Genomic DNA, 26,988 nt, shown 5'->3' with positions numbered 1-26,988 from the left:
GCAAGACTATGCAAATGAACACGTGGAGTGTTCTGGCCCTCGCCATCGCGGTGGCGACGACCCAGTTGGCCTACGCAGAGGAAGTGGCCGATGACGACTCGAAGGACATTGGCGCCGAACAGCCAGCGCTAAGCATGGAGGGGGCCAGCCAGGCCCAGGCCAAGGGCTTTCTGGAAGACGGTCACCTCCGTCTGCTGAGCCGTAACATGGCGTACTACAAGAACTTCAGAAACACCGACCCGGCCAGCCAGAACTATCGCAACGATTGGAGCCAGGCGGAAATGCTGACCTACACCTCGGGTTACACCCAGGGCACGGTCGGCGTTGGCCTCGACGCATTTGCCAATGGGGCGGTGCGCCTCAGCGGCGGCGGTGGTACCGGCGGCGGCAGCAACCTGCCCGTCGATGGCAGTCACTGTGACGAAAATGCTTTCGGCGAGACGATCAGCTGCCAAGGCCAGGCGAGTTACGGCATGGTCGGTGGCGCGCTGAAAATGCGCATTTCCGAAACCGAACTGAAAGCCGGTGACCTGAATCCTCAAAGCCCGGTATTCGGCACGTGGGACGGCTACCTGATGCCTGCCCACACCAATGGGGTGATGTTCAGCAGTAGTGAGATCGAGGGGCTGGCCCTGCAGGGCGGTCACTTCACCTCGGGCAACGCCGAAAACAGCACCAATCGCAATGGCAACCTGGGCACCACCTACGGCTTGACCAGGGTTGATCGCGCAGACTTCATCGGTGGTGACTACGCCTTCAGCGAAACCGTGTCGGCGGGATTGCATGCGGCCAACTTCGAAGATGTCTGGAATCAATATTACGCAGACCTTTACCACTACCTGCCGCTGGGCAAAGCCAACTCGTTACTGACCAGCATCAACTACTACAAGACGGTTGATGCCGGCGACGCGCGTGCCGGCGAGATCGACAACAACGCGTTCAGCGTGGCGTTGGCGCTGACCATGGGGCCGCACAAGTTCACCTTTGCCCATCAACGCATCAACGGCGATACGCCATTCGACTACCTGGGCATCAGCGGCTTCAGTGGCGCCGATAACGGTGTCAACGGCGCCAACCCGTTGGGCACCTACAACGGCGGTGGTTCGATCTGGCTGGCCAACTCCTCGCAATGGTGTGACTTCAACGCGCCCGGCGAGAAATCCTACAAGCTGCAATACGACCTCGATGCCAGCGGCCTGGGTATTCCGGGGCTGGGCTTCATGGTGCGCTACGTCACCGGTAGGGACTCGGATGGCTCGGGCGCCGATCCGGCAGGTGCCTACAGCTGGGAAAGCGCGGTCGTGGACGGCGAGGAGTGGGAGCGCGATATCCAGGTGGCTTACGTGGTGCAGAGCGGCCCAGCCAGGGCGCTGGCGTTCAAGCTGCGCCAGGCGACCTATCGGGGCAACAGCGCGGCCAACATCAACGCGGGCAGTGACAACGAGGAGATTCGTTTCATTACCGAGTATCCGTTGGACATTCTGTAATCCGGCATGGCCTGTGAAGCCCGGCTTTGCCGGGTTTCACAGGCCACGGAGAAGCCCGCCGTCTTTAGCCACAGGCCGCTCCGAGCACATTCGAAATTGAACCGCCACCCCAGGGTCCGTGCCTGTTCGACGCACCCTGGAGCAGGCATGAATCCTTCCTATCGGCGTATTCCCCTTGCAACAAGAGGCACCTATGAGCAACAGCCCTTCATTCCCCACCCTGGCGGTGATCCTTGCCGCCGGCCAGGGCACGCGGATGCGTTCCAGCCTACCCAAGGTGATGCACCAGGTGGGCAATCGTCCGCTGCTCGGCCACGTGCTGGCCACCGCCGAAGCGGCCGGCATCGAGCACGTGGCCGTGGTGGTCGGCCCGGATACGCCGGCCGTGGCCGAGTACGTGCAGCAGGTGGCGCCTAATGCCCGGCAGTTCGTCCAGCAACAACGGCTGGGCACCGCTCACGCGGTACTGGCTGCACGCCCGGAGCTGCTCCGGCATGAACAGGGCTGCGTGCTGGTGCTGTTCGGCGACTCGCCGCTGATCGGTGTACAGACCCTGGCGCACCTGCGCCAGACACTGATCGACGGCGCCGCGGTGGCCGTGGCCGGTTTCACCACTGAACAACCCGGACCCTACGGTCGCCTGCTGGTAGAGGATGGGCGTCTGCGGGCCATTCGCGAGGCCAAGGACGCCAGCCCGTCGGAGCTGGAGATCACGCTGTGCAACGGCGGGGTCATGGGCTTTCGCGCCGACCATTGCCTGTGGCTGCTGGAGCGCATCCACAACGACAACGCCCAGGGTGAGTTCTACCTGACCGATGCGGTGGAGCTGGCTAATGCCGCTGGCCTTTCGGTGGTAGCGGTGGAAGTGGCGGAAGAGGAAATCATGGGGGTCAACGACCGCGAACAGCTGCACGCCGCCGAGCAGGTGTTCCAGCGCCGCCGGCGCAGCCGGGCGATGCGCGAGGGGGTGACCCTGGCCGCCGCCGACACCGTGTATTTCAGCGCCGACACCGTGTTGGAAGCGGACGTGAAGGTTGAGCCCTGCGTGGTCTTCGGCCCTGGCGTGCGAGTCGGTCGCGGCGCGCGCGTGCCGGCCTTCAGCCGCCTGGAAAACGTACGCATCGAAGCGGCCGAAAGGGCCTGAGGGGGAGAAGCCGGATGGACATCTATCAGCATTTGTACATCGACGGGCAGTGGACGCTGCCGGTCAGGGGCTGCAGCTTCGCCAGCCTCGATCCAAGCGACGAGAGCCTGCTGGCCCAGGTGCCGGCGGCCAGCGCCGAGGACATCGACCTGGCCGTGCGCGCAGCCCGTCGTGCCTTCGACGAGGGACCCTGGCCACGCCTGTCCGGCGCCCAGCGCGCCGAGGTGTTGCGCGCCATCGCTGGCGGCATCCGCCGGCGCCTGCCGCAACTGGCCGAACTGGAGGTGCGCGACAACGGCAAGCCGCTGCCCGAGGCCGAGTGGGACCTGGGCGACGCGGCTGGCTGCTTCGACTTCTACGCCGACCTGGCCGAGGCCGCCGACCGCGCGCCCCGGCAGGAGATCGCCCTGGCCGATGAACGCTTCAGCTCCTGGGTCGAGCGCGAGCCCGTGGGTGTGGTGGGGGCGATCATCCCGTGGAACTTCCCGTTGCTGATGGCCGCCTGGAAAGTTGCCCCGGCGCTGGCCGCCGGTTGCTGCATCGTGCTCAAGCCGTCCGAGCTGACCCCGCTGACGGCGCTGGAGCTGGCTGCCATCGTGCACGAGGCCGGCGTGCCGGCCGGGGTGTTCAACCTGGTCACCGGCCTCGGCGCGGACGCCGGTGCGCCGCTGGCCGAGCACCCGCTGGTGGACAAGTTGGCCTTCACCGGCAGCGTGCCGACCGGGCGAAGGGTGATGCAGGCCGCCTCCCGCGAGATCAAGAACCTCAGCCTGGAGCTGGGCGGCAAGTCGCCCTTCATCGTCTTCGCCGACAGCGACGTTGCGGCGGCGGTGGAGTGGATCATGTTCGGCATCTTCTGGAACCAGGGCCAGGTCTGCTCGGCCACCTCGCGGGTGCTGGTGGATCGTTCGCTGTACCCGGTCCTGCTCGAACGGCTGGTGGAGGAGACCCGCAAGATCCACATCGGTAACGGCCTGGAGGAGGGCGTGCTGCTCGGTCCGCTGGTCAGCCGCGGGCAGTACGACAAGGTGCTGGCGGCCATCGATTCGGGCCGCGCCAGCGGCGCGCGCCTGCTGCATGGCGGCGAGCGCCCGGCGGGACTGGAGAAGGGCTATTACGTGACCCCGGCGATCTTCGCCGATGTGCCGACCGACAGTGCGATTTGGCGCGAGGAGATCTTCGGCCCGGTGGTTTGCCTGCGTGCCTTCGACGACGAGGCCGAGGCCCTGCGCCTGGCCAACGACTCGTCCTTCGGCCTGGCAGCGGCGGTGATGTCGCGCGACTTGCCGCGCGCCGAGCGGGTGGCCCGGCGCCTGCGTGCCGGCATCGCCTGGATCAACTGTTCACAGCCCACCTTCACCGAGGCGCCTTGGGGCGGCTACAAGCAGAGCGGCATAGGTCGCGAGCTGGGCCAATGGGGGTTCGACAGCTACCGCGAGGTGAAGCAGCTGACCCGCTACGACAGCGCCGATCCCTGGGGCTGGTACATCAAGTGAGTCCGGCGCCGCGGAGCTTGCTCCGCGGCGTTCTCAGCAAGAGGGTCGTGGTACGGGCTGACCAATCGACTGATTGTGTTGCCGCTCGTGGGGCGGCGCATGCCCGAGAAAGGGGGCAGTGCCGACGGTAATCGACGACGCCTGCTCGTCGCCCTTGGTGCTGGGGGAGCAACAAGTCCTTCTGAGGTATGGCGTTGCGCGGCTTGGGCAGTGACGCGAGGCGCCTTTGTGCGGTTGTCTTCCACCCTGATCTGGAGATCACCATGGGTTGCAAGTCTCGTCGTTCCAACTCTCCCTTTGCTCGTTTGCTGCGTCGTCTGCAGTGGTGCGAGCGGCAATCCGAAATAACCGGCATCCCCGCCGACGAACTCCTGGCCATGCGGCGCGAACAGGAGCAGCGGGCGCAGCAGAGCCGGCGCGATTTCATCAAGACACTGGGGGCTGGTGTGGCCGGTGCCAGTCTGCTCGGCGCCATGGGGCCGGCCATGGCCGCAATGGGCGGGCAGGGCAGGAACCCCGGGCGTGTCATCATCATCGGCGCAGGGCTGGCCGGCTTGCGCTGTGCGCACCGGCTGCAGCAGTACGGTTACGGCAGCACCGTCTACGAGGCCAGCAGCCGCATCGGCGGGCGCGCTTTCACCACGCGCGGCTTTTTCGACGAGGGCATGTCGGTGGAGCGGGGGGGCGAGCTGGTGTCCACCGAGCACAGTGCCCTGCGCAATCTGGTCAACCAACTCGGCCTCAGCCTGGAGGATGTCAACAGTGGGGCCCTGCCGGGGGGCGAGGAACTCTATTCGCTCAACAACGCGTTTTACCGTGAGGAGCAGCTCGCCGCGGACTGGCGCCAGTTTCAGTCCATCTTCAAGCGCGCCGAGCAGGATGCACCCTGGCAGCCGAGCTACAACAGCCACAATGCCGAGCACCTGCGTCTGGATCAAATCAGCGCGCCTGCCTGGCTGGATCAAGTCGGGATAGGCCGCAATAGCAACTTTGGCCAGCTCATGCAGACTGACCTGATTTCCGAGTACGGCCTGCCGCCGGAAGAGCAAAGCTGCCTCAATCTGCTTTATCTGATGGCCGGGAACCCGATCAACGAACCGTATCCACTGGCCGGCACCGATGAGCGTTACCACATTGTCGGCGGTAACGATTCGGTGGCGTACGCGATGCTCAGCCAGCTGCCGGCGGGCTCGGTGCAGACCGGCAAGGCGCTCATCAGTATCGCCGGCAGTGCCCAGGGGCCCTACGTCTGTGGCTTTGCCGACGGCTCAAGCGACATCTGCGATCAACTGGTGCTGGCCCTGCCGTTCAGCAAGCTGCGCGAGGTGGACATCGCTCCCGAAGTTCGGGCGACCTTTTCACCGACCAAGCGCCTGGCCATCGCCGAGATGCGCATGGGAACAAACGGCAAGATCCATGCTCAGTGCGGCTCGAGGCCGTGGGGGCAGGCGCGTTATGTCGACGGCCATCTGGTGCAGATGAACGGGGTCAGCTATTCCGGGGCAGAGGGCTTTGTCACTGTTTGGGATACCCAGGTGGGCAAACCCACCACGGGCAGTGTGCTCTGCAACTTTCTGGGCGGGCGCCAAGGGCAGAACCTGCACGCCAGCCAGCCCTTTCAGCAAGCGGCCAGCGCCGATGTCAGTAATTTGCTGTCGCAGATCGAGCCGGTTTTCCCCGGTACCACGGCCGCGTATCAAGGCAAGGCGCTGGTGTCGAAGTGGGCCATCAATCCCTGGAGTCGCGGCAGCTACTCGGCGCCGGCACTCGGGCATTTCACCCGCTTCTGGGGCGCGCAGTGGGAAAGAGATGCCGGCAATCGCATTCTCTTTTGCGGGGAGCACTGCTCCCGAGAGTTCTGGGGCTTTCTGAACGGTGCGGTGGAGACTGGGGAGTTGGCTGCCCAGGCCTTGGTGCAAGGCTAAGGATGACTGCCAGGGCAGGGAAGCCCTGGCAGTCCTGGTGCCGTTAGACGTTAAAGCGGAAGTGCATCACGTCGCCATCCTTGACGATGTATTCCTTGCCTTCCAGGCGCCATTTGCCGGCTTCTTTCGCACCGTTTTCACCCTTGAACTGGATGAAGTCGTCGTAGGCGACCACTTCGGCGCGGATGAAGCCCTTTTCGAAGTCGGTGTGGATAACGGCGGCTGCCTGCGGGGCGGTGGCGCCGACGCGGACGGTCCAGGCGCGGACTTCTTTCACGCCAGCGGTGAAGTAAGTCTGCAGGTTGAGCAGGTCGTAACCGGCGCGGATCACGCGGTTCAGGCCGGGCTCTTCGAGGCCGAGGGCTTCGAGGAACATGTCTTTCTCTTCGCCGTCATCGAGTTCGGCGATTTCGGCTTCGATCTTGTTGCAGACCGGAACCACGATGGCGCCTTCTTCCTCGGCAATGGCCCGGACCACGTCCAGGTGCGGGTTGTTGTCGAAGCCGTCTTCAGCAACGTTGGCGATGTACATCACCGGTTTGCTGGTGAGCAGGTGGAAGCCGCGAACCAGGCGCTTTTCGTCGTCGCCCAGGTTCTTCAGCAGGGAGCGCGCCGGCTTGCCTTCGCTGAAGTGGGGGATGAGTTTTTCCAGCAGGGCCTTCTGGGCCAGGGCGTCCTTGTCGCCGCCCTTGGCGTTACGGGCGACTTTCTGCAGTTGCTTCTCGCAGCTGTCGAGGTCGGCGAAGATCAGTTCGAGGTCGATGATCTCGATGTCGCGCTTGGGGTCGACGCTGTTGGAGACGTGGATAACGTTCTCGTCTTCGAAGCAGCGCACTACGTGGGCGATAGCGTCGGTTTCGCGGATGTTGGCGAGGAACTTGTTGCCCAGGCCTTCACCTTTGGAGGCACCCGCAACCAGGCCGGCGATGTCGACGAATTCCATGGTGGTGGGAATCACGCGCTCGGGCTTGACGATCTCGGCCAGCGCGTTGAGACGCATGTCGGGCATCGGCACGATGCCGCTGTTCGGCTCGATGGTGCAGAAGGGGAAGTTCTCCGCTGCGATGCCGGACTTGGTCAGGGCGTTGAACAGGGTGGACTTGCCGACGTTGGGCAGGCCGACGATGCCGCAATTGAATCCCATGGTATGTGCCTCTGCGCGGAGTGGGTTCAGGCCTTGCGACTGTGCAGCTTCTGCATGGCGCGGGTGAGGTCACCGGCGAGCAGTTCAGGCATCACGTCGAGGGCGAAATCGATGCTGGTGTCGAGCAGTTCCTGTTCGCTGCGCGGGGCGCGGCTGAGTACGAAACCGGATACCAGACTGCTGTGCCCCGGATGGCCGATGCCAAGCCGCAGGCGATGGAACGAATTCTGGTTGCCGAGCTGGGCGATGATGTCGCGCAACCCGTTATGGCCGCCGTGGCCGCCGCCGGTTTTGAGCTTGGCGACGCCGGGGGGCATGTCGAGTTCGTCGTGGGCCACGAGGATGGCTTCGGGCGGAATGCGGAAAAACCCAGCCAGCGCCGCTACGGACTGGCCGCTGCGGTTCATGTAGGTGGTGGGGATCAGCAGACGAACATCGCGGCCTTGGTGGGAGAACTTTCCGACCAGGCCGAAGTATTTCTTGTCGAGGCTCAGGTTGACGCGTTCGCGGTCCGCCAGGCGCTCAACGAAAAGGGCCCCTGCGTTATGCCGGGTCTGGTCGTATTCGGGGCCGGGATTACCCAGGCCAACGATCAGTTGAATGGCAGTCACTACAGGGGCCCTTTATCAGGCTGATACAGAGTAAGAAATTACTCGGCTTCGCCTTCTTCCTTCACCACGCGGGAAGCATGGATGTTGGCAACTGCCAGGTCGTTGCCGTGGGCCAGGGCCACCAGCTCGATACCTTTCGGCAGTTTCAGGTCGGACAGGTGAACGGTCTGACCTACTTCGACCTTGGCCAGGTCGACTTCGATGAACTCCGGCAGGTCTTTCGGCAGGCAGGAGACTTCGACTTCAGCGATGGTGTGGGAAACTTCGCCGCCGCCTTGCTTCACGCCAACGGAGGTAGCTTCGTTGATGAAGTGCAGGGGTACGTGGGCGGTCAGTTTCTGGCCGGCAACTACGCGCTGGAAGTCAGCGTGCAGTACGAAGCCTTTGGCCGGGTGACGCTGCAGGGCCTTGATCAGAACGGATTCGGTAGCACCGGCAACGTTCAGGGCGATCACGTGGCTGAAAGCAGCTTCGTTTTCCAGCAGCTTGGCCAGGTCTTTGGCCAGCAGGCTTACGGATACCGGGGCTTTCTCGCCGCCGTAGATAACAGCGGGAACCAGGTCGGCATTACGACGCAGGCGGCGGCTCGCACCTTTCCCCAGGTCGGAACGCGCTTCGGCATTCAGGGCGAAATCAGTCATTACAGTTCTCCAAAATAACCAAAACGCCCGTAATGCTTGCGACCAGCATCCGGGCGGTTGGGCAAAAAGCCCCGCCTGAGCGGGGCGCGTTTCGTCAGGGATGGCCGCTTAGCGGAACATCGCGCTGATCGATTCCTCATTACTGATGCGGCGAACCGCTTCAGCCACAACCGGCGCGATATCCAGCTGACGGATACGCGAGCAGGCTTGTGCCGCGGCGGACAGGGGGATGGTGTTGGTCACCACCAGCTCGTCCAGCACGGAGTTTTCGATGTTCTCGATGGCACGGCCGGACAGCACCGGGTGGGTGCAGTAGGCGTAGACCTTGGCGGCGCCATGGTCCTTAAGGGCCTTGGCAGCGTGGCCCAGGGTGCCAGCGGTGTCGACCATGTCGTCGACCAGCACGCAGGTGCGGCCTTCGACATCGCCGATGATGTGCATGACTTCGGACTGGTTGGCCTTCGGACGACGCTTGTCGATGATCGCAAGGTCAACGCCGAGGGACTTGGCCACGGCACGGGCACGAACCACGCCGCCGATGTCCGGGGAAACGATCATCAGGTTCTCGAAGCGCTGGTCTTCGATGTCGTCGACCAGGACCGGTGAACCGTAGATGTTGTCCACCGGAATGTCGAAGAAGCCCTGGATCTGGTCGGCGTGCAGGTCGACGGTGAGAACACGGTCGATGCCGACGACGGTCAGCATGTCAGCCACTACCTTGGCGCTGATGGCCACGCGGGCGGAACGCGGACGGCGGTCCTGGCGGGCATAGCCGAAGTAGGGGATGACCGCAGTGATGCGGGAGGCCGAGGAACGGCGGAAGGCGTCAGCCATCACCACCAGTTCCATCAGGTTATCGTTGGTCGGTGCGCAAGTCGGCTGGATCAGGAAGACGTCCTTGCCGCGGACGTTTTCATTGATTTCAGCACTGATTTCGCCGTCGGAGAATTTGCCTACGGAGGCATCACCGAGGGGAATATGCAGTTGACGTACGACGCGACGCGCCAGATCGGGGTTGGCATTCCCCGTGAAGACCATCATCTTGGACACGCGCAGTACCTGCCGGCTGAGGGTAGACCTGATGAATCAAAAAGCCGTTCAAAGGCCGTGGGCTTTTGAACAGCTTTTCAAGTGTATGGCAGGGGCGGCTGGATTCGAACCAACGCATGGCAGGATCAAAACCTGCTGCCTTACCGCTTGGCGACGCCCCTATGTGTGTAACTCGCTATGCAGGACTTTCGTTTCGTTGTGCGTATAACCCGTTGGGTTAATGGCAGGGGCGGCTGGATTCGAACCAACGCATGGCAGGATCAAAACCTGCTGCCTTACCGCTTGGCGACGCCCCTGTATCGGACAACCGACAGTCTTGCATTCCTTCTCAAGCCAGACTTTTAAGCTTGCGGTGCAACATGGAGATGTTGCGGCCCTGGGCTACGAAGCTCGGCAGAGTGGCCGGAAGTTGGCGGCGAACTTTATCAGCATCGCCTTTGTTTGGGAAGCTCCCAAACACACAAGCTCCAGTGCCGGTCAATCTAGCTGAAGTGAATTTATTCAACAAGATCAGCGCGTTACGTACATCCGGGTAACGCTTCTCGACCACCGGCTGGCAGTCATTACGACCGCCCCCCTCAAGAAGGCTGCGAACTTTAATGGGCGGAGTATCCCGTGTCAACTCGGGATCGGAGAAAACTTCTGCTGTGCTGACAAAGACTTGCGGCGCTGCGACGAGGAACCAGGGTTCCGGCAGTTCCACCGGGGTCAGCTGCTCGCCGACCCCTTCCGCGAAGGCCGCTCGACCGCGCACGAATACCGGCACGTCGGCGCCCAGGGTGAGGCCCAGCGCGGCCAGGCGATCCTCGCTCCAGTTGAGGTTCCACAGACGGTCCAGGGCAAGGAGGGTGGTGGCCGCATCAGAGCTGCCGCCACCGATGCCGCCGCCCATGGGCAGGCGCTTGTCGAGCCAGATGTCGGCGCCCAGGTGGCAACCGGATTCGGCCTGTAGCTTGCGGGCGGCGCGGACGATCAGGTTGCTGTCATGGGGAACGCCCGGCACGTCGGTTCGCAGGTGGATTTCACCATCCTGGCGCACGGAAAAGCCCAGCTCATCGCCGTGGTCGAGGAATTGGAAGAGCGTTTGCAGCTCGTGATAGCCATCGGCGCGACGGCCGAGGATATGCAGCATCAGGTTGAGCTTGGCCGGAGCCGGCAGGATGAGTTGCGCGTCCTGCATGTCACTGGCCGAGCTGGCGCGGCTGCCAGTCCTTGATCACCAGGGTGACGTCAAGGTTTTCGCCGCTGAGCTTGATGCGCTCGGGCAGGGCATAGCCGTTCTGTTCCACATAGCTCAGGTACTGCACCTGCCAGCCATCCTGCTCAAGGCGGGCCAAACGACTGTCGCCGTCGAGGGTCAGCCGGCTGCGGCTGTCCGGTGCGGGCAGGCCGCGTACCCACCAGAGCAGGTGGGAAACCGGCAGGCGCCAGCCGAGTTGTTCTTCCAGCAGGGCTTCAGGGGTTTCGGCTTGATAGCGGCCCTGATTGGCCACTTCGAGTTCGATCTTGCCCGGGCGACCGGTCAGGCGAGCCGCGCCGCGACCCAGCGGACCGGACAGGCGAATGTCGTAATAGTCCTGGCGTTGCAGCCAGAACAGGGTGCCGCTGCCGGAATCCTTGGGGGCACGGATGCCCACCTTGCCACTGATCTGCCAGCCATCGAGGGCGCTGATCTGGGTCTTGTGGGCGTCCCAACTGGCCTGGTTGCCCTGGCCTTCAAGGGTTTCGTGGGGGGCTAGGGCGGCGCAACCGGTGAGCAGGACGAGCGCACCGGCGGCCAGGAAGTTACGTAAACGCATGGATCAGATGTTTCCGGAGCCAGTCAGGCGTTGCAGAGTGTCTCGGAGGATGGCGCTGTCGGGCTGCTTCTGCAGGGCATCGGCCCAGACCTTGCGGGCTTCGACCTGCTTGCCCTGGGCCCACAGCACTTCGCCCAGGTGTGCGGCTACTTCGTGGTCGGGGAACTCCTGCAGGGCCTGACGCAGCAGGCGCTCGGCCTCCGGCAGGTTGCCCATGCGGTAGTTGACCCAGCCGAGGCTGTCGAGGATTGCCGGGTCGTCCGGGTTCAGCTTGTGGGCCTGCTCCACCAGCTTCTTGGCTTCGTCGTAGCGCGTGGTGCGGTCGGCCAGGGTGTAGCCGAGGGCGTTCAGCGCCATGGCGTTTTCCGGCTCGCGCTCGATGATGAAGCGCAGGTCCTGCTCCAACTGGGCCAGGTCGTTGCGCTTCTCCGCCAACATGGCGCGGGTGTAGAGCAGGTTGAGGTCGTCCGGGAACTGTTGCAGGCCCTGGTGGACGACCTTCCAGGCGCGTTCCGGCTGCTGACGCTCGGCCAGGCTCTCGGCTTCGATCAGATAAAGCTGGATGGCATAGTCGGGCTGGGTTTCGCGGGCCTTGGCCAGTCGGGCTTCAGCCTCGTCGGCGCGGCTGCTGTCCAGGAGGATGTCCACCTGGCGCATCTGCGCCGGCAGGTAGTCGTTGCCGGGGCCGACCAGGGCGTACTCGATCAGCGCGCTTTCCTTGTCGCCGCGCTTTTCGTAGACGTGGCCGAGGTTGAAGTGGGCGGAGTCGACGTGGCTTCCACGGTCCACCAGTTCTTCCAGGTAGATCTGGGCTTCGTCCCAGGCTTCGCCTTCCAGGCAGACCAGTGCCAGGGAGTAGCGCAGGTCGTCGTCATCGGGGAACTGCTGGACCAGCCCGGAGAACTCGGACTTGGCCTCATCCAGCCGGCCTTGCTCCACCAGCATGCGGGCGTAGGTCAGGCGCAGGCGCTTGTCGTCCGGATGCTGCTTGATGGATTTCTGCAGCAGCGGCAGGGCTTCGTCGCCACGCTTGAGCGCCTGCAGCAGGCGGGCACGGAGCAGGATCGGGGCGATTTCCTTGTCATCGGCGGGCACCCCTTCGAGCAGCTTGAGGGCTTCTTCGGTGCGGCCATCCTGCTGCAACAGCACGGCCTTGCCGAATACCAGCTGGCTGTTGTCGGGGTGCTTGGCCAGCAGGCGGTCGAAACTCTGCAGCAGGCCAGCGCGGGTGTCTGCGTCGGTTTCGGCAGCGGAAAGGGCAAGGAAGTCGAAATGGGTGTCGCCCTGGCCCTGGAGCACCTTCTCCATATAGGCCATGGCTTCGTCATAGCGGCCGGCGCGGGCCAGCTGCACGGCGGCTGCGCGCTGGGCATCGAGGTTGTCGGGGGCGTTCTTCGCCCAGATCAGCGCGGTATCCAGGGCTGCCTGGTCGGCGCCCAGGTACTCGGCGATGCGGAAGGCGCGCTCGGCTACGGCCGGGTCCTGAGTCGCATTGGCCTGCTGCACATAGTTGCCGAGGGCGATGTCGAAGCGGTTGCGCTGCCCGGCCAGTTCGGCGGCGAGCAGGGCATAGAGGGTTTCGCGGTTGAACGAGCCATAGACCTCAGGCTTGGCGGGCGTGGAGGCCTGGTTGCCTTCCTCGATCGGCGGGGCGCCGTCCGGGGACTTGTGGGTCAAGCTCTGACAGCCGCCGAGGAACAGGAGGGCGGTCAGCAACGCGAGGGATCTATTCATAGGAAGGAAGGCGACTAACCAGCGAGTGGTTCATCATGACACAAGCCGTCAGGCTAGCACATGGGGCGGGGCCTAACCTGCGGCTGGGGAAAACCTGTTCGGCCAGACAATTATCATCGGTGGTTGTCGTCGTTCGGGTGAAGTAGGACAATTGCGCGCCCTCCCGTTTCTATTAGCGACCCTGCATGGCCTTCATTGCTCTTGGTATCAACCACAAGACCGCTTCGGTGGACGTCCGCGAACGTGTGGCCTTCACTCCCGAGCAGTTGGTGGAGGCCCTGCAGCAGCTGTGTCGCATCACGCCCAGTCGCGAGGCGGCCATCCTCTCCACCTGCAACCGCAGCGAGTTGTACCTGGAGCAGGATCATCCCAGCGCCGATGAAGTGCTTGCCTGGCTGGCCGGCTATCACAACCTGAGCCTGGAAGAACTGCGCGCCTGTGCCTACGTGCATCAGGATGATGCTGCCGTCCGTCACATGATGCGCGTCGCATCCGGGTTGGATTCCATGGTCCTCGGCGAGCCTCAGATCCTCGGCCAGATGAAGTCCGCCTACGCCGTGGCGCGCGAGGCCGGTACCGTCGGCCCGCTGCTCGGCCGCCTGTTCCAGGCCACCTTCAGCACCGCCAAGACCGTGCGCACCGACACCGCCATCGGCGAGAACCCGGTTTCCGTGGCCTTCGCCGCTGTCAGCCTGGCCCGACAGATCTTCTCCGACTTGCACCGCAGCCAGGCACTGCTGATCGGCGCCGGCGAAACCATCACCCTGGTCGCCCGCCACCTGCATGAGCAGGGCGTGAAGCGCATCGTGGTCGCCAACCGCACCCTGGAGCGCGCCAGCCTGCTGGCCGAAGAGTTCGGTGCCCACGCCGTGCTGCTGGCCGACATGCCTCAGGAACTGGTCAACAGCGATATCGTGATCAGCTCCACCGCCAGCCAGCTGCCGATCCTCGGCAAGGGTGCGGTGGAACGCGCGCTGAAACAGCGCCGGCACAAGCCGATCTTCATGGTCGACATCGCCGTCCCGCGTGACATCGAGCCCGAAGTGGGCGAGTTGGACGACGTCTACCTCTATACCGTGGACGACCTGCACGAGGTGGTCGCGGAAAACCTCAAGAGCCGCCAGGGCGCGGCCCAGGCCGCCGAAGAGCTGGTGGGCGCCGGCGTCGAGGACTTCATGCAGCGCCTGCGCGAGCTGGCGGCAGTCGACGTGCTGCGTGCCTATCGCCAGCAGGCCGAGCGTCTGCGTGATGAAGAGGTCGCCAAGGCCCAGCGCCTGCTGCAGAACGGCACCGCGGCCGACGAAGTGCTGGCCCAATTGGCCCGTGGCCTGACCAACAAGCTGCTGCACGCCCCCAGCGTGCAGCTGAAGAAACTCTCCGCCGACGGTCGCTTCGACGCGCTTGCCGTGGCCCAGGAACTCTTCGCCCTCGACGAGGGCTCGGATAAAAGTTCGCAATGAAAGCTTCCCTGCTGAACAAGCTCGACCTCCTCCAGGACCGCTACGAGGAACTCACCGCCCTGCTCGGCGATGCCGAAGTCATCAGTGACCAGGGCAAGTTCCGTGCTTACTCGAAGGAGTTTGCCGAGGTCGAGCCTGTGATCCTCGCGTTCCGCGAATTCTGCAAGGTCCAGGGCGATCTCGAAGGCGCCCAGGCGCTGCTCAAGGACAGCGACCCCGACCTGCGCGAAATGGCCGAGGAAGAAGTGGTCCAGGCTCGCGAGCAACTGGTCGATCTGGAAGACCGCCTGCAGCGCATGCTGCTGCCCAAGGACCCCAATGACGGCCGCAACGTGTTCCTGGAAGTCCGTGCCGGCACCGGTGGCGACGAGGCGGCAATCTTCTCCGGCGACCTGTTCCGCATGTATTCCCGCTATGCCGAGCGCCAGGGCTGGCGTGTCGAGATCCTCTCTGAAAACGAGGGTGAGCACGGCGGCTACAAGGAAGTGATCGCCCGTGTCGAAGGCGACAACGTCTACGCCAAGCTCAAGTTCGAGTCCGGCGCGCACCGGGTTCAGCGGGTTCCGGAAACCGAATCCCAGGGCCGCATCCATACCTCTGCCTGCACCGTTGCCGTGCTGCCGGAGCCGGATGAACAGGCCGCCATCGAGATCAACCCGGCCGACCTGCGCGTCGATACCTACCGCGCTTCCGGCGCTGGTGGCCAGCATGTGAACAAGACCGACTCGGCGGTGCGTATCACCCACATCCCGTCGGGCATCGTGGTCGAGTGCCAGGAAGAGCGTTCCCAGCACAAGAACCGAGCCAAGGCGCTGGCCTGGTTGGCCGCGAAGCTGAACGACCAGCAGGAAGCCGCCGCCCACAAGGAAATGTCTGACACCCGCCGTTTACTGGTGGGCTCCGGCGACCGCTCCGAGCGTATCCGCACCTACAACTATCCGCAGGGCCGGGTCACCGACCATCGCATCAACCTCACCCTCTACGCGCTGGACGACATCATGGCCGGTGGCGTGGAAGCGGTGATCGAGCCGCTGCTCGCCGAGTACCAGGCGGACCAACTGGCGGCCCTGGGAGACTGACGTGACCATCATCGCCAGCCTCCTCGGCGAAGCCCGCCTGCCGGACTCGCCCACCCCGCGCCTGGACGCCGAATTGCTGCTGGCCGCCGCCCTCGGCAAGCCGCGCAGCTTTCTGCATACCTGGCCGGAGCGCGTGGTTTCCAGCGAAGTGGCCGAGCGCTACGCCAGTTACCTGGAACGTCGCCGCGGCGGCGAGCCGGTGGCCTACATCCTCGGTCACCAGGGTTTCTGGAGCCTTGACCTGGAGGTGGCGCCGGACACCCTGATCCCGCGCCCGGACACCGAACTGCTGGTGGAAACCGCCCTGGCGCTGCTGCCCGCGAATCCGGCCGAGGTGCTCGACCTGGGTACCGGCACCGGCGCCATCGCCCTGGCCCTGGCCTGTGAGCGCCTGGGCTGGAAGATCACCGGTGTCGATCGCATTGCTGCCGCCGTGAAATTGGCCGAGCGCAACCGCGCGCGACTGAAACTGAACAATGCCCGGTTCGTGGAAAGCCACTGGTTCTCCGCACTGGGCGAGCAACGCTTTGCGATGATCGTCAGCAATCCCCCGTACATTCGCGCCCAGGACCCGCACCTGGTCGAGGGTGATGTGCGCTTCGAGCCCACCAGTGCGCTGGTGGCCGGCGCCGATGGACTGGACGACATCCGGCAAATCATTCAGAACGCGCCACGGCACCTGTTGTCCGGCGGCTGGCTATTGCTGGAACATGGCTTCGATCAGGCCCCGGCCGTACGTGATCTGCTGGAACGCCAGGGCTTCCAGCAGGTGGAAAGCCGTCGCGACCTGGGCGGTCATGAACGTATCTCCCTGGGGCAATGGCCATGCTGAGTGATCAGGAACTCCTTCGCTACAGCCGGCAGATCCTCCTGCCGCAGATCGATGTCGACGGCCAGCTGCGCCTGAAGCAGGGGCGCGTCCTGATCGTCGGCCTCGGCGGCCTCGGCTCGCCGGTTTCCCTCTATCTGGCCGCAGCCGGCGTCGGTGAGTTGCACCTGGCGGACTTCGACACCGTCGACCTGACCAACCTGCAGCGGCAGATCGTCCACGACAGCAACAGCGTCGGGCAGAGCAAGGTGGATTCGGCCATGGCACGCCTTTCGGCACTGAACCCGGACGTGCGCCTGGTGCCGCACGCCCGCGCGCTGGACGAAGACTCACTGGCCGCCGCCGTGGCAGCGGTCGATCTGGTGCTGGATTGCACCGACAACTTCGGTACCCGCGAGGCGGTCAACGCGGCGTGCGTGGCAGCTGGCAAGCCGCTGGTATCCGGCGCGGCCATCCGCCTCGAAGGCCAGCTTTCGGTGTTCGACCCGCGCCGTGACGACAGCCCCTGCTACCACTGCCTCTATGGCCACGGCAGCGAAGCCGAACTGACCTGCAGCGAAGCCGGCGTGGTCGGCCCGCTGGTGGGCTTGGTCGGCAGCCTGCAGGCCCTGGAAGCCCTGAAGCTGATCGCCGGCTTTGGTGAGCCCATGGTGGGCCGTCTGCTGCTGGTGGACGCCCTGGGCAGCCGTTTCCGCGAGCTGCGGGTCAAGCGCGACCCGGCCTGCGAAGTCTGCGGGGCGCGGCATGCCTGAAGCCGCCGCGATCGGAGTCTTCGACTCGGGCGTCGGCGGTCTTTCCGTCCTGCGGGAAATCCGCTCCCTGCTGCCCGACGAGTCGCTGCTCTACGTTGCTGACAGCGGCCACGTTCCCTATGGCGAGAAGAGCGCCGATTTCATCCGCGAACGCAGCCACCGCATCGCAGAGTTCCTGCTCGAGCGGGGCGCCAAAGCGCTGGTGCTGGCTTGCAACACCGCTACAGTCGCCGCGGTGGCTGACTTGCGCGAGTGTTATCCACAGCTGCCCATCGTCGGCATGGAGCCAGCGGTCAAGCCTGCTGCCGCCGCTACCCGCAGTGGCGTGGTGGGTGTGCTGGCAACCACCGGCACGCTGAAGAGCGCCAAGTTCGCAGCGTTGCTGGATCGCTTTGCCGGGGATGTGCGAGTGATCACCCAGCCCTGCCCGGGCCTGGTGGAACGCATCGAGGCAGGCGACCTGATGGGGCCGGAGACGCATTCCCTGCTGTCGGGTTATGTCCAGCCATTGCTGGCCGAGGGCTGCGATACCCTGATCCTCGGCTGCACCCACTACCCCTTCCTGCGTCCGCTGTTGCACCAGATGGTGCCGGACTCGATCAGCCTGATCGATACGGGCGCCGCGGTAGCGCGCCAAGTGCAGCGCTTGCTGGAGGCCGGCGAGTTGCTGGCAGAGGGACCGGCAGAGCCCTGCCGTTTCTGGTCCAGCGGTGATCCGGCGGCGATGCAGGAAATCCTGCCAGTGCTGTGGGGTGAGTCTGCCCGGGTGGACAAGTTCCCAAACTGACAGAAAGCTCTGCTGGATATCTTTCCCCGATTAAAAAGCTATCTATAATCGCGGTCAGGTATTAACGAATTCTGTCAGCACTTCAGAAAAAGGATTGTTTTCATGAAGAAGCTTTTCTGCTGGGCCGCAGCAGCAGCCATTTCTCTGGGTCAGATCGTTTCCGCGCAGGCTGCGGACGTTTCCCTGGATATCGGTCAGACCGGTGAATCCACCATGGTCTATCGCCTGGGCACCCAATTCGATTTCTCCAGCAGCTGGTTCCAGAGCGACGTGGGTCGCGTGACCGGTTACTGGGACGCCGCTTATAGCTACTGGGACGGCGACGAGACGGCCAGCAACCACAGCGTTTCCTTCTCCCCGGTATTCGTTTACGAATTCGCTGGCGAAACCGTGAAGCCCTACATCGAAGCCGGTATCGGCGTGGCGCTGTTCTCGGACACCGACCTGGAAGACAACGACCTGGCCACTTCCTTCCAGTTCGAGGACCGCCTGGGCCTGGGCCTGCGCTTCGCCAACCAGGAAGTCGGCGTACGCGCTCTGCACTACTCCAACGCCGGCATCAAGCAGCCGAACGACGGCGTCGAGACCTACAGCCTGCACTATCGCCTGTCCTTCTGAGGCGAAACCGCAGCAAGAAAACCGGGCCAGATGCCCGGTTTTTTATTGCCCACAGATTGAGGTTCATCGACGTGCGCGGGCTCGTCACACTTCCCGTTCCGCCAGATTCCTGAAGGCCGCCAATGCCCGCTCGCGGCTCGCGGAGAGGTCCACCAGCGGCGCTGGGTAGTCCTCCACGCCGAACAGGCCGCCGAGCCCGGCCGGGTTGTGGATATCTCGCTTGTCCAGATGCGCCAGTTCCGGCAGCCAATGGCACAGGAAGTGCCCGTCCGGGTCGAACCTCTGCGACTGGCTGACCGGATTGAAGATGCGGAAGTAGGGCGCCGCATCGGTGCCGGTGGACGCACTCCACTGCCAACCGCCATTGTTCGCCGCGAGGTCGCCGTCGATGAGATGGCGCATGAACCAGCGCTCGCCCTCGCGCCAGTCGATCAACAGGTTCTTGGTGAGGAACATGGCCACCACCATGCGCAGGCGGTTATGCATCCAGCCGGTGGCCAGCAACTGGCGCATGGCGGCGTCGACGATGGGGATGCCGGTGCGCCCCTGTTGCCAGGCTTCCAGTTCCTCCGGGGCCTTGCGCCAGGCCAGGGCTTCCGTTTCCCGGCGGAAGGGGCGGTGCTGCGAGACGCGGGGAAATCCGACCAGGATGTGCTTGTAGAACTCGCGCCAGAGCAATTCGTTGATCCAGCAGACAACGCCCGGGCTGCCGCTATCGAACTCTCCCTGGTTGTTGCGAAGCGCCGCGTGCAGGCACTGGCGGGGAGAGAGCACGCCGGCGGCGAGGTAGGGCGAGAGCTGGCTGGTGCCGGGCTGGGCCGGGAAGTCGCGGCGCTCTTCATAGCACCAGAGTTCTTCGAGGGCGAAGGTCTCCAATCGCTCCAGGGCCGCCTCTTCGCCAGCCGGCCAGAGCTGGCGCAGGCTTTCCGGCGGAACGGGAAAACCATCCACCGCGGCGGGCAGTTCGTCGCTGGGGATGTCCAGATCCTCCTGCGCCGTGGGCGGTGGCAGGCAGCTTGGCAGGGCGGTGTGCAGGCGCTGGTAGCAGACCTTGCGGAACTGGCTGTAGACCTGGAAGTAGCTCCCGGACTGGGTCAGCACGCTGCCGGGGCGGAAGAACAACTGGTCGAGGTGGCTGCGCAGGACGATGCCGTCCGCTGCCAGACGTTCGGCCACTGCTCGATCGCGTCGGGTTTCGTTGACGCCATATTCCTCGTTGACCTGCACCGCGCCGACATCGAGTTCATGGCAGAGGTTGCGCACCACCTCCGCAGCATCGGCCCAGGTATCGGCCTGGCGGATCAGCAACGGCACGTTCAGCCGATCCAGCGCCCAGGCCAGCTCCGCCAGGTTGCGCAGCCAGAAGTCCACCTTGGCCGGCGCATCGTCATGGGCTCGCCACTGGCCGGGGCTGATGAGGTAGAGGGCGATGGTCGGACCGGTGGTCAGGGCAGCGTGCAGGGCAGTGTTGTCCCGAACGCGCAGGTCGGTACGGAACCACATGAGTTGGCGCATGGCGTGTTCCTTTAGTGTTTGTGCAGCAAGCCCAGGTCGGAAAGGGCTTGCAGGACGTCCAATGGGCCTTCGGCCGCGATGGCGCTGGAGTCGAGTTCGGCCTGGTGGATGGCCGCAGCGGGGCCGCCCAGCAGGCAAGGGCAGGGGTGGCCGGCCAGCAGACGGGGCAACTGGCCGGGGCCGAGTGGCTGGCTGGAATAGAGCAGCAGGGCGCGTGGCCGGATGCGCGCCACGGCAAGGGGCAGTTCGCTAGCGGGGATCGGCCAGTCGAAGACTTCAACCGCGCAATCGGTGCTGCTGACAAGCCATGCGGTGAGCCAGAGGCCAGGCTCCATGGGCAGCTCCGAGAGGTTGATCAACAGTATCGGCGCCCCGCTGTGCTGGCGGTTGTTGTGGTAGAGGCGTGCGCCGAGCTTGGTGCGCAGCCAGGAGTGCAGGAACACACGCTCCAGTTGACCGCCGAATTGACCACGCCAGCGCTGCTCCAGGGCTTCCAGCAGGGGGCGCAGCAACTGGAGGTAGATGGTTTGCGGTGGATAGAGCGCCACGGCGGCGTTGAAGCGCTCGTCGAGCTGACGTTCGGCGAGGTTGCCGATGGCTTCCTGGAGGTGCTGGCGCTGTTCTTCCCAGGGGGACGCGTCGATGGTGGCGGGCACTGCCTGGTCCTTGAGCAGGGCCTTGACCTGGCTGACGGCGACACCGCGGTCCAGCCAGGCGAGGATCAGGCGGATGCGCGCCACATCCTCCCGACTGTAAAGGCGGTGACCCTTGCCGGTGCGCAGTGGCACCACCAGGGCGTAACGACGTTCCCACGCGCGCAGGGTCACCGGATTGACGCCGGTCTGGCGCGCCACCTCGCGGATAGGCAACAGGCCCCGGCCCATGGCGGCCTGGTAGTCGTTCGTCCGTGGGGTGTCGTTCGGCGTGTCCATGGCTAGAGGGCGTTGCGCAGACTGAGTTCTTCCGGATGTGGCTGCAGGTAGGCCTGCTGGGCGATGTAGCGATCCGGGTGGCCGTTGAAGTGATGCTTGAGCAGGGTGATCGGCACCACCAGAGGAATCACGCCAGTGCGGTATTGCTCGATCAGGCGCTGGAGCTCTGCCTTCTCGGCGCGGCTTAAGTGAGCCTTGAGGTAGCCGCTGAGGTGCTGCAGCACATTGCTGTGGGTGCCGCGGGTGGCGCACTTCTTCAGGGCTGCCATCAGCCGCGAGAAGTAGCGCGGACCGATCTCCTCCGCAGGATATTCGCCGAGGCTGCCGAGCAAGCGGCCGAGAGCCTTGTACTGCAGCGGATCGTGGGCCATCAGCTGGTACTTGTAGCGGGAGTGGAAGGCGATGATCGCCTTGTACGTCAGGCCCTCGTTGCACAGCTGCTGCCACTGCGCATGGGCGTAGACACGAGTGAGGAAGTTCTCCCGCAGTACCGGGTCGTGGAGGCGGCCGTCTTCTTCGACCGGAAGGTCCGGGTGCCGGGCGCAGAACGCACTGGCGAAAATACCTCGGCCGCCACTGTCGATGCCGTGGCCGTCGGCCTGATAGACCCTGACCCGTTCCAGTCCGCAGGAAGGCGACTTCTGCATGAATATGTAGCCGCTGATATCGGCGAGCTGCCCGGCCATGATCTCGCCGAACTCGGCCAATGCCTCTGTGTGGTCCTGCTTGCGTTGGGGACCGCCCATCGCACGTGGGGCGGCCGGTTCGCCTACCAGGCGGATGGTCTCGCGGGGGACGCCCAGACCGATGGCCATTTCCGGGCAAAGGGGAACGAAATCGAAGTGATTCGCCAGGCTATGGCTGCACAGTCGCGACTCCTTGTGTCCGCCGTTGTAGCGCACAGGGTCGCCGAGAAGGCAGGCACTGATGCCCAGTTTGGGGCGCTGCTGCAGCTCGAACGGCATGAACATGGTGGGATGCCTGGACAGGAGTTATACAACGATCGATTCGTGTATAGGTTTATGGAAATCATAGAGTCAAACTTGTACAAGTCAAATGGCTTGTACAAGTTCTGGACAGGAGGGGCGGCTGAGGTGGAGTGGAGGCGTTAAACGCAAATGGACGGCCAAAGGGCCGTCCATTTCGAGAGCGGGATTTCGTGCCAGGCGGATAGCGGTTACAGGTGTTCCAGCAGGCGACGGGCAGCCTCCTGGCCACTGAGCCAGGCACCTTCCACCCGACCGGACAGGCACCAGTCGCCACAGGCATAGAGGCCGAGGTCGGCATCGGCGAGGGCGCCCCACTGGTGCGCCTGGCTGGGCCGGGCGTAGAGCCAGCGATGGGCCAGGCTGAAGTTCGGGGCCGGCACGGCGCAGCCGATGGTTTCGGCGAAGGCACCGTGGAGGTGTTCGATCACGGTCTCCTTGGGCAGGTCCAGGTGCTGCTTGCTCCAGGCGTTGGTGGCATGCAGGACCCAGGTATCCAGGCTGGATTCGCGGCCGGGCTTGGAGCGATTGCGGGCGACCCACTCCAGGGCGCTGTCCTGCAGGAAGCAACCTTCGACGCGAGTATCCAGCGGTTCGCTGAAGCCCATGGCCACGGCCCAGGTAGGGTCCATGGCGACGCTTGCGGCAGCGCCGGCCAGCTTGGGCGCGGCAGCCAGCAGGGCGGTGGCCTGGGGCGCCGGGGTGGCGACTATCACATGGCTGAACGGACCGTGGCTGAGGCCCTCGGCATCCTGCAGGCCCCAGTGGCGCTCGCCACGGAAGACTTCAGTGATGCGGCAGCCGAAGTTCACCGGCAGGGCGCCGAGCAGGGCGCGGGTGATGGCGCTCATGCGCGGCGTGCCGACCCAGCGGATCTGCTCGTCAGGGGAGGGCAGCAGGCGACCTTCGCTGAAGTTGTAGAGGCTTGGCGACCACTCGGCCACCCAGCCCCGGTCGCGCCATTGCTGCACCACTTCGGCGAAGCGGCGGTCGCGGGCAGTGAAGTATTGCGCGCCAAGGTCCAGGGAACCGGCGTCGCTGCGCTTGCTGGCCATGCGTCCGCCACTGCCGCGGCTCTTGTCGAAGAGCTCTACGTTCTGCCCAGCCGCATGTAGCGCCTGGGCCGCGGAGAGGCCGGCAATACCGGTACCGATGATGGCGATAGGTGCAGTCATGGTCTACCTCGTTACCTATGGCTTCAGGCTACGCTTTAGACAAGACCTGTACAACTTTCAAGCGCTGTACAGGTTGATCGGTTCCAATCGCGGACTTCTGAATTTCTGACGGTGCGTGGCCCGATCCGGGGCACGTCGGAACGTCATAAACCAGACTAGGGCGATATCCGCACTTAGCGCCATGCGAGGAGGATGCCATGCACATATTGCTGACCGGCGGTACTGGTCTGATCGGTCGGGCACTCTGTCAACGCTGGCTGGCGGATGGGCATCAGCTTACCGTGCTGAGTCGCCGGCCGCAGAGCGTGGCCAGCCTGTGCGGTCGTACGGTGCGTGGTATCGGACAGTTTTCCGACTATGGCGAAGAACCGCTGGACGCCGTCATCAATCTGGCCGGCGAACCCATTGCCGAACGGCCCTGGAGCAACAAGCGCAAGGCACAACTCTGGGGCAGTCGCATCACGCTCACGGAGCAGCTCCTGGAGTGGCTGGGAAAGCGCGACCAGATGCCGCAGGTGCTGCTCAACGGCTCGGCGGTTGGCTGGTACGGCGATGGGGGCGAGCGGGAGCTGACCGAAGACTCCGCGCCCATTACCGATGACTTTGCCAGTCAGCTCTGCGTGGCCTGGGAAGAGACTGCGCAACGGGCCGAAGCCCTTGGCATCCGCGTGGTGCTGGTACGCACCGGTCTGGTGCTGGCGCACGATGGCGGTTTCCTCAAACGTCTGGTGCCGCCTTTCCGGCTGGGGCTGGGCGGCCCGCTCGGCAACGGCCGCCAGTGGATGCCCTGGGTGCACCTGCATGACCAAATCGCCCTGATGGATTTTCTCTTGCGGCGGACCGATGCGCGCGGTCCTTATAATGCGTGCTCGCCGCAACCGGTCCGCAACCGCGACTTCGCCCGTAGCCTCGGGCGCGCGCTGGGGCGACCGGCCTTCATGCCGGCGCCGGCCTTCGTCCTGCGCCTGCTGCTGGGCGAGCTGTCCGGCCTGTTGCTGGGGGGCCAGCGCGCGGTTCCGTCCCGCCTGAGGGCGGCGGGTTTCACCTTTGCATTCACCGATCTGGACATGGCGCTCGGCGACCTGCTGAAGCCTAAGGATGTTTGATGACTGATCACGCGCTGTTGTTGGTCAACCTGGGGTCCCCGGCTTCCACCAAGGTGGAGGATGTACGGAGCTACCTCAACCAGTTCCTCATGGACCCTTATGTGGTTGACCTGCCCTGGCCGCTCCGGCGTCTGCTGGTCTCGCTGATCCTGATCAAGCGCCCGGCGCAGTCGGCTCACGCCTATTCGTCCATCTGGTGGCCGGAAGGCTCGCCGCTGATCGTGCTCAGCCGTGAGTTGCAGGACGCCATCGCTCCCCATTGGCCCCATGGTCCGGTGGAGCTGGCGATGCGCTACGGCCAACCCTCTATCGAAAGCGCGTTGCGCAAGTTGGCTGCGCAGGGCGTCAAACGCGTGACCCTGGCGCCGCTTTATCCACAGTTCGCCGACAGCACCACCACCACGGCTATCGAAGAAGCTCGCCGGGTGATCCGCGAACAAGGCCTGAAGCTGGAGGTATCGGTGCTGCCCCCTTTCTTCGCCGAAGCGGATTACCTGGATGCCCTGGTGGCCAGCGCCAAGCCTTACCTGGACCAGGGCTTCGACCATCTGCTGCTGAGCTTCCACGGCCTGCCCGAGCGGCACATCCGCAAGCTGGTGAAGGACATCGATCCGCAGCACGACCTGCGTGCTCCGGACAGCCGGGGCGTCAGCGACGAGGTCCTTGCGGTCTGCTACCGCAGCCAGTGCCAGCGCACTGCGGAAGCCTTCGCCGAGCGCGCGGGCCTGCAGCCTGGCCAATGGTCGGTGTCCTTCCAGTCGCGCCTGGGCAAGGACAAGTGGATCGAGCCCTATACCGAAACTCGTCTGGATGAGCTGGCGAAGCAGGGCGTGAAGAAGCTGCTGGTGATGTGCCCGGCCTTCGTTGCCGACTGCATCGAGACCCTGGAGGAGATCGGCCAGCGCGGCAGCGAACAGTTCCAGGAAGCCGGTGGCCAGGAGCTGGTGCTGGTGCCCTGCATGAACAGCCATCCGCAGTGGGTATCGGCCCTGGTGAAACTGTGCGAAACCGCGGTGCGGCCTCTCTGAGCCCTTCCATGTAGGAGTGAGCCGGTGCTCCATCGCGAGCAGAGCTCGCTCCTACGATCTCCTCCTGAGGTAGTCATTAGCCGAAGGGCACGGATCGCATTCAGCCCGCCTATATGGCGCCTTCCTCGGTATTCAGGCCGTCCATGGCCACCTAAGCTGGAATCTCCCTTCCACCGTCGTGCGCCGCACCGGCGGCGCCGAGGAGAGCCCAGTGCAGAACAAGAACAACGGCTATCCCTCGAGTCTGAGTGCCTGGACCACCGTCGCCATCCTGATGGTGGCGTACGTGCTGTCCTTCATCGACAGGCAGATCCTCAACCTGCTGGTGGAGCCCATCCGCCGCGACCTGGTCATCAGCGATACGCAGATGAGTCTGCTGATGGGCCTCTCCTTCGCGCTTTTCTATACGGTCTGCGGCATCCCGCTCGGGCGCCTGGCCGATACCCGTAGCCGGCGTGGACTGATCGCCGTGGGGGTGCTGTTCTGGAGCGCCGCCACCGCCGCCTGCGGCATGGCCAGGCTCTACTGGCAATTCCTGCTCTGCCGCATCGGTGTCGGCGTGGGTGAGGCGGCGCTGTCGCCGGCGGCCTATTCGTTGATCGCCGACAGCTTTCCCAAGGAGCGTCGCGCCACGGCCATCAGCGTCTATTCCATGGGCGTTTATCTCGGCTCCGGGCTGGCCTTCCTGCTGGGCGGATTGGTGATCAAATTCGCCTCGGCGCAGGGCGATGTGCATCTGCCGGTGCTGGGTGAGGTACGACCCTGGCAACTGATCTTCCTGGCCCTCGGCGCCGCTGGCGCGCTCTTCACCCTGCTGATGCTGGCGGTGCGTGAGCCGCAACGACGTGGTGTCGGTGCCGGCGTAGTGGTGCCCCTCGCCGAGGTTGGCCGCTACCTGCGCAGCAACCGGCGCACCGTGATCTGCCATAACTTCGGTTTCGCCGGCCTGGCCTTCGCCGGCTACGGCAGTGCAGCCTGGATTCCCACCTTCTATATCCGCACACATGGCTGGGATGCCGGCCAGGTCGGTGTGATCTACGGCAGCCTGGTGGCGGTGTTCGGTTGCCTCGGCATCGTCTTCGGCGGGCGCCTGGCGGACTGGATGGCCAAGCACGGCCGGACCGATGCCAACATGCGTGTCGGCCTGTTCGCCGCTTTGGGCGCGCTGCCGCTGGTGGTGCTGTTTCCGCTGCTGGACGATTCGTTCTGGGTCACGGTACTGATGGCGCCCACGGTGTTCTGCCTGAGCATGCCCTTCGGTGTGGCGCCGGCGGCGATCCAGGAGATCATGCCCAACGCCATGCGCGGCCAGGCTTCGGCCATCTACCTGTTCGTCATCACCCTGATCGGCCTGGGCTTCGGTCCCACCGCAGTCGCCTTGGTGACCGACTATGTATTCGCTGACGACAAGGCCCTGCGCTATTCGCTGGTGATCGTTACCACCATTGCGGTGGCCAGCTCGGTGCTGCTGCTGTGGGCCGGGCTCAAACCCTATCGTGAAAGCCTCAAGCGGTTGCAGCAGTGGGGGATGGAGTCACAGGACGACAGCATGCTCCGCGAGGCACAACCCTCCACGTAGGATGGGGCGGGCGGCGTTCCGCGAGGAACGAAACCCATCACTCCGACTTAATGGGTTTCGCTCCGCTCTACCCATCCTACGGGAATCCCTGAACGGCAAAGCTCTATGTAA

The 26,988-nt window shown here is 64.5% G+C and carries 24 protein-coding genes and 2 tRNA genes; 13 read left to right on the top strand and 13 right to left on the bottom strand.

Features of this window, described 5'->3' with window-relative positions; genetic code table 11:
- The first annotated feature begins 14 nt into the window (after window positions 1–14).
- From E8E91_RS01060 to E8E91_RS01045, 4 genes are all read left to right on the top strand, one after another.
- Complete coding sequence (locus E8E91_RS01060) at window positions 15–1,487, top strand: OprD family porin (RefSeq protein WP_280374238.1); 1,473 nt, start codon at window positions 15–17, stop codon at window positions 1,485–1,487.
- 193 nt (window positions 1,488–1,680) lie between these two features.
- Complete coding sequence (locus E8E91_RS01055) at window positions 1,681–2,631, top strand: NTP transferase domain-containing protein (RefSeq protein ID WP_280374237.1); 951 nt, start codon at window positions 1,681–1,683, stop codon at window positions 2,629–2,631.
- A gap of 14 nt (window positions 2,632–2,645) precedes the next feature.
- Complete coding sequence (locus tag E8E91_RS01050; RefSeq protein WP_280374236.1) at window positions 2,646–4,127, top strand: aldehyde dehydrogenase family protein; 1,482 nt, start codon at window positions 2,646–2,648, stop codon at window positions 4,125–4,127.
- Between the two features lie 263 nt (window positions 4,128–4,390).
- Window positions 4,391–6,052 carry an NAD(P)/FAD-dependent oxidoreductase gene (locus E8E91_RS01045; protein WP_280374235.1) on the top strand — a complete coding sequence of 554 codons (1,662 nt, stop codon included), beginning with the start codon at window positions 4,391–4,393 and terminating at the stop codon, window positions 6,050–6,052.
- Between the two features lie 43 nt (window positions 6,053–6,095).
- Here the strand turns inward: E8E91_RS01045 and ychF are convergent, their stop codons facing one another.
- The 9 genes from ychF to E8E91_RS01000 form a co-directional block, all read right to left on the bottom strand.
- Window positions 6,096–7,196: a redox-regulated ATPase YchF gene (gene ychF / locus E8E91_RS01040; protein WP_280367617.1), complete on the bottom strand. Its 1,101-nt coding sequence runs from the start codon at window positions 7,194–7,196 to the stop codon at window positions 6,096–6,098.
- A 26-nt stretch (window positions 7,197–7,222) separates the two neighbouring features.
- Entirely contained in the window at window positions 7,223–7,807 is a 585-nt protein-coding gene (gene pth, locus E8E91_RS01035) for an aminoacyl-tRNA hydrolase (protein ID WP_077524268.1), read from the bottom strand.
- A gap of 38 nt (window positions 7,808–7,845) precedes the next feature.
- Window positions 7,846–8,448 carry a 50S ribosomal protein L25/general stress protein Ctc gene (locus E8E91_RS01030; RefSeq protein ID WP_280374234.1) on the bottom strand — a complete coding sequence of 201 codons (603 nt, stop codon included), beginning with the start codon at window positions 8,446–8,448 and terminating at the stop codon, window positions 7,846–7,848.
- A gap of 108 nt (window positions 8,449–8,556) precedes the next feature.
- On the bottom strand, window positions 8,557–9,498 hold the full coding sequence (locus tag E8E91_RS01025; RefSeq protein WP_028629917.1) for a ribose-phosphate pyrophosphokinase: 942 nt from the start codon (window positions 9,496–9,498) through the stop codon (window positions 8,557–8,559).
- 86 nt (window positions 9,499–9,584) lie between these two features.
- Window positions 9,585–9,659 (bottom strand) — tRNA-Gln (locus tag E8E91_RS01020).
- A gap of 60 nt (window positions 9,660–9,719) precedes the next feature.
- Window positions 9,720–9,794 (bottom strand) — tRNA-Gln (locus E8E91_RS01015).
- A 32-nt stretch (window positions 9,795–9,826) separates the two neighbouring features.
- Complete coding sequence (gene ispE / locus E8E91_RS01010) at window positions 9,827–10,678, bottom strand: 4-(cytidine 5'-diphospho)-2-C-methyl-D-erythritol kinase (protein WP_280374233.1); 852 nt, start codon at window positions 10,676–10,678, stop codon at window positions 9,827–9,829.
- Window position 10,679: 1 nt separating this feature from the next.
- On the bottom strand, window positions 10,680–11,297 hold the full coding sequence (gene lolB, locus E8E91_RS01005) for a lipoprotein insertase outer membrane protein LolB (RefSeq protein ID WP_280374232.1): 618 nt from the start codon (window positions 11,295–11,297) through the stop codon (window positions 10,680–10,682).
- 3 nt (window positions 11,298–11,300) lie between these two features.
- Window positions 11,301–13,031, bottom strand: a complete 1,731-nt coding sequence (locus E8E91_RS01000; RefSeq protein WP_280374231.1) for a tetratricopeptide repeat protein — start codon at window positions 13,029–13,031, stop codon at window positions 11,301–11,303.
- Window positions 13,032–13,216: 185 nt separating this feature from the next.
- Between E8E91_RS01000 and hemA the strand changes: the two genes are divergently transcribed.
- From hemA to E8E91_RS00970, 6 genes are all read left to right on the top strand, one after another.
- Window positions 13,217–14,491, top strand: a complete 1,275-nt coding sequence (gene hemA, locus E8E91_RS00995; protein ID WP_280374230.1) for a glutamyl-tRNA reductase — start codon at window positions 13,217–13,219, stop codon at window positions 14,489–14,491.
- Window positions 14,488–15,570: a peptide chain release factor 1 gene (prfA, locus tag E8E91_RS00990; protein WP_280374229.1), complete on the top strand. Its 1,083-nt coding sequence runs from the start codon at window positions 14,488–14,490 to the stop codon at window positions 15,568–15,570. The genes hemA and prfA overlap by 4 nt, the downstream gene beginning before the upstream one ends.
- Window position 15,571: 1 nt before the next feature.
- Entirely contained in the window at window positions 15,572–16,402 is an 831-nt protein-coding gene (gene prmC / locus E8E91_RS00985) for a peptide chain release factor N(5)-glutamine methyltransferase (RefSeq protein WP_280374228.1), read from the top strand.
- Window positions 16,396–17,151, top strand: a complete 756-nt coding sequence (locus E8E91_RS00980; RefSeq protein ID WP_280367633.1) for a molybdopterin-synthase adenylyltransferase MoeB — start codon at window positions 16,396–16,398, stop codon at window positions 17,149–17,151. The genes prmC and E8E91_RS00980 overlap by 7 nt, the downstream gene beginning before the upstream one ends.
- Entirely contained in the window at window positions 17,144–17,938 is a 795-nt protein-coding gene (murI, locus tag E8E91_RS00975; protein WP_280374227.1) for a glutamate racemase, read from the top strand. Before E8E91_RS00980 ends, murI begins: the two co-directional genes overlap by 8 nt.
- A 102-nt stretch (window positions 17,939–18,040) precedes the next feature.
- The gene (locus E8E91_RS00970; protein WP_280374226.1) at window positions 18,041–18,556 is read left to right on the top strand and encodes an acyloxyacyl hydrolase; all 516 of its coding nucleotides are present in this window, start codon (window positions 18,041–18,043) and stop codon (window positions 18,554–18,556) included.
- An 84-nt stretch (window positions 18,557–18,640) separates the two neighbouring features.
- On the opposite strand, the gene phrB is transcribed toward E8E91_RS00970, so the two are convergent.
- The 4 genes from phrB to E8E91_RS00950 form a co-directional block, all read right to left on the bottom strand.
- Complete coding sequence (gene phrB / locus E8E91_RS00965; RefSeq protein WP_280374225.1) at window positions 18,641–20,071, bottom strand: deoxyribodipyrimidine photo-lyase; 1,431 nt, start codon at window positions 20,069–20,071, stop codon at window positions 18,641–18,643.
- A gap of 11 nt (window positions 20,072–20,082) precedes the next feature.
- The gene (locus tag E8E91_RS00960) at window positions 20,083–20,955 is read right to left on the bottom strand and encodes a MerR family transcriptional regulator (protein WP_280374274.1); all 873 of its coding nucleotides are present in this window, start codon (window positions 20,953–20,955) and stop codon (window positions 20,083–20,085) included.
- 50 nt (window positions 20,956–21,005) lie between these two features.
- Window positions 21,006–21,974 carry a DUF523 and DUF1722 domain-containing protein gene (locus tag E8E91_RS00955; RefSeq protein WP_280374224.1) on the bottom strand — a complete coding sequence of 323 codons (969 nt, stop codon included), beginning with the start codon at window positions 21,972–21,974 and terminating at the stop codon, window positions 21,006–21,008.
- Between the two features lie 206 nt (window positions 21,975–22,180).
- Entirely contained in the window at window positions 22,181–23,164 is a 984-nt protein-coding gene (locus tag E8E91_RS00950; RefSeq protein ID WP_280374223.1) for an NAD(P)/FAD-dependent oxidoreductase, read from the bottom strand.
- Window positions 23,165–23,361: 197 nt separating this feature from the next.
- Between E8E91_RS00950 and E8E91_RS00945 the strand changes: the two genes are divergently transcribed.
- The 3 genes from E8E91_RS00945 (at window position 23,362) to E8E91_RS00935 (ending at window position 26,877) form a co-directional block, all read left to right on the top strand.
- Window positions 23,362–24,270, top strand: a complete 909-nt coding sequence (locus E8E91_RS00945; protein WP_280374222.1) for a TIGR01777 family oxidoreductase — start codon at window positions 23,362–23,364, stop codon at window positions 24,268–24,270.
- The gene (gene hemH / locus E8E91_RS00940) at window positions 24,270–25,298 is read left to right on the top strand and encodes a ferrochelatase (protein WP_280374221.1); all 1,029 of its coding nucleotides are present in this window, start codon (window positions 24,270–24,272) and stop codon (window positions 25,296–25,298) included. The genes E8E91_RS00945 and hemH overlap by 1 nt, the downstream gene beginning before the upstream one ends.
- 211 nt (window positions 25,299–25,509) lie before the next feature.
- Window positions 25,510–26,877 carry an MFS transporter gene (locus E8E91_RS00935; protein ID WP_280374220.1) on the top strand — a complete coding sequence of 456 codons (1,368 nt, stop codon included), beginning with the start codon at window positions 25,510–25,512 and terminating at the stop codon, window positions 26,875–26,877.
- The last annotated feature ends 111 nt before the right edge of the window (window positions 26,878–26,988 follow it).

This window comes from Pseudomonas sp. BN515, from assembly GCF_029873155.1.
In the GTDB taxonomy this organism is placed as follows: domain Bacteria; phylum Pseudomonadota; class Gammaproteobacteria; order Pseudomonadales; family Pseudomonadaceae; genus Metapseudomonas.
The sequence above is the reverse complement of the archived record's forward strand: the minus strand, read 5'-3'. Positions and strand labels throughout refer to the sequence as shown.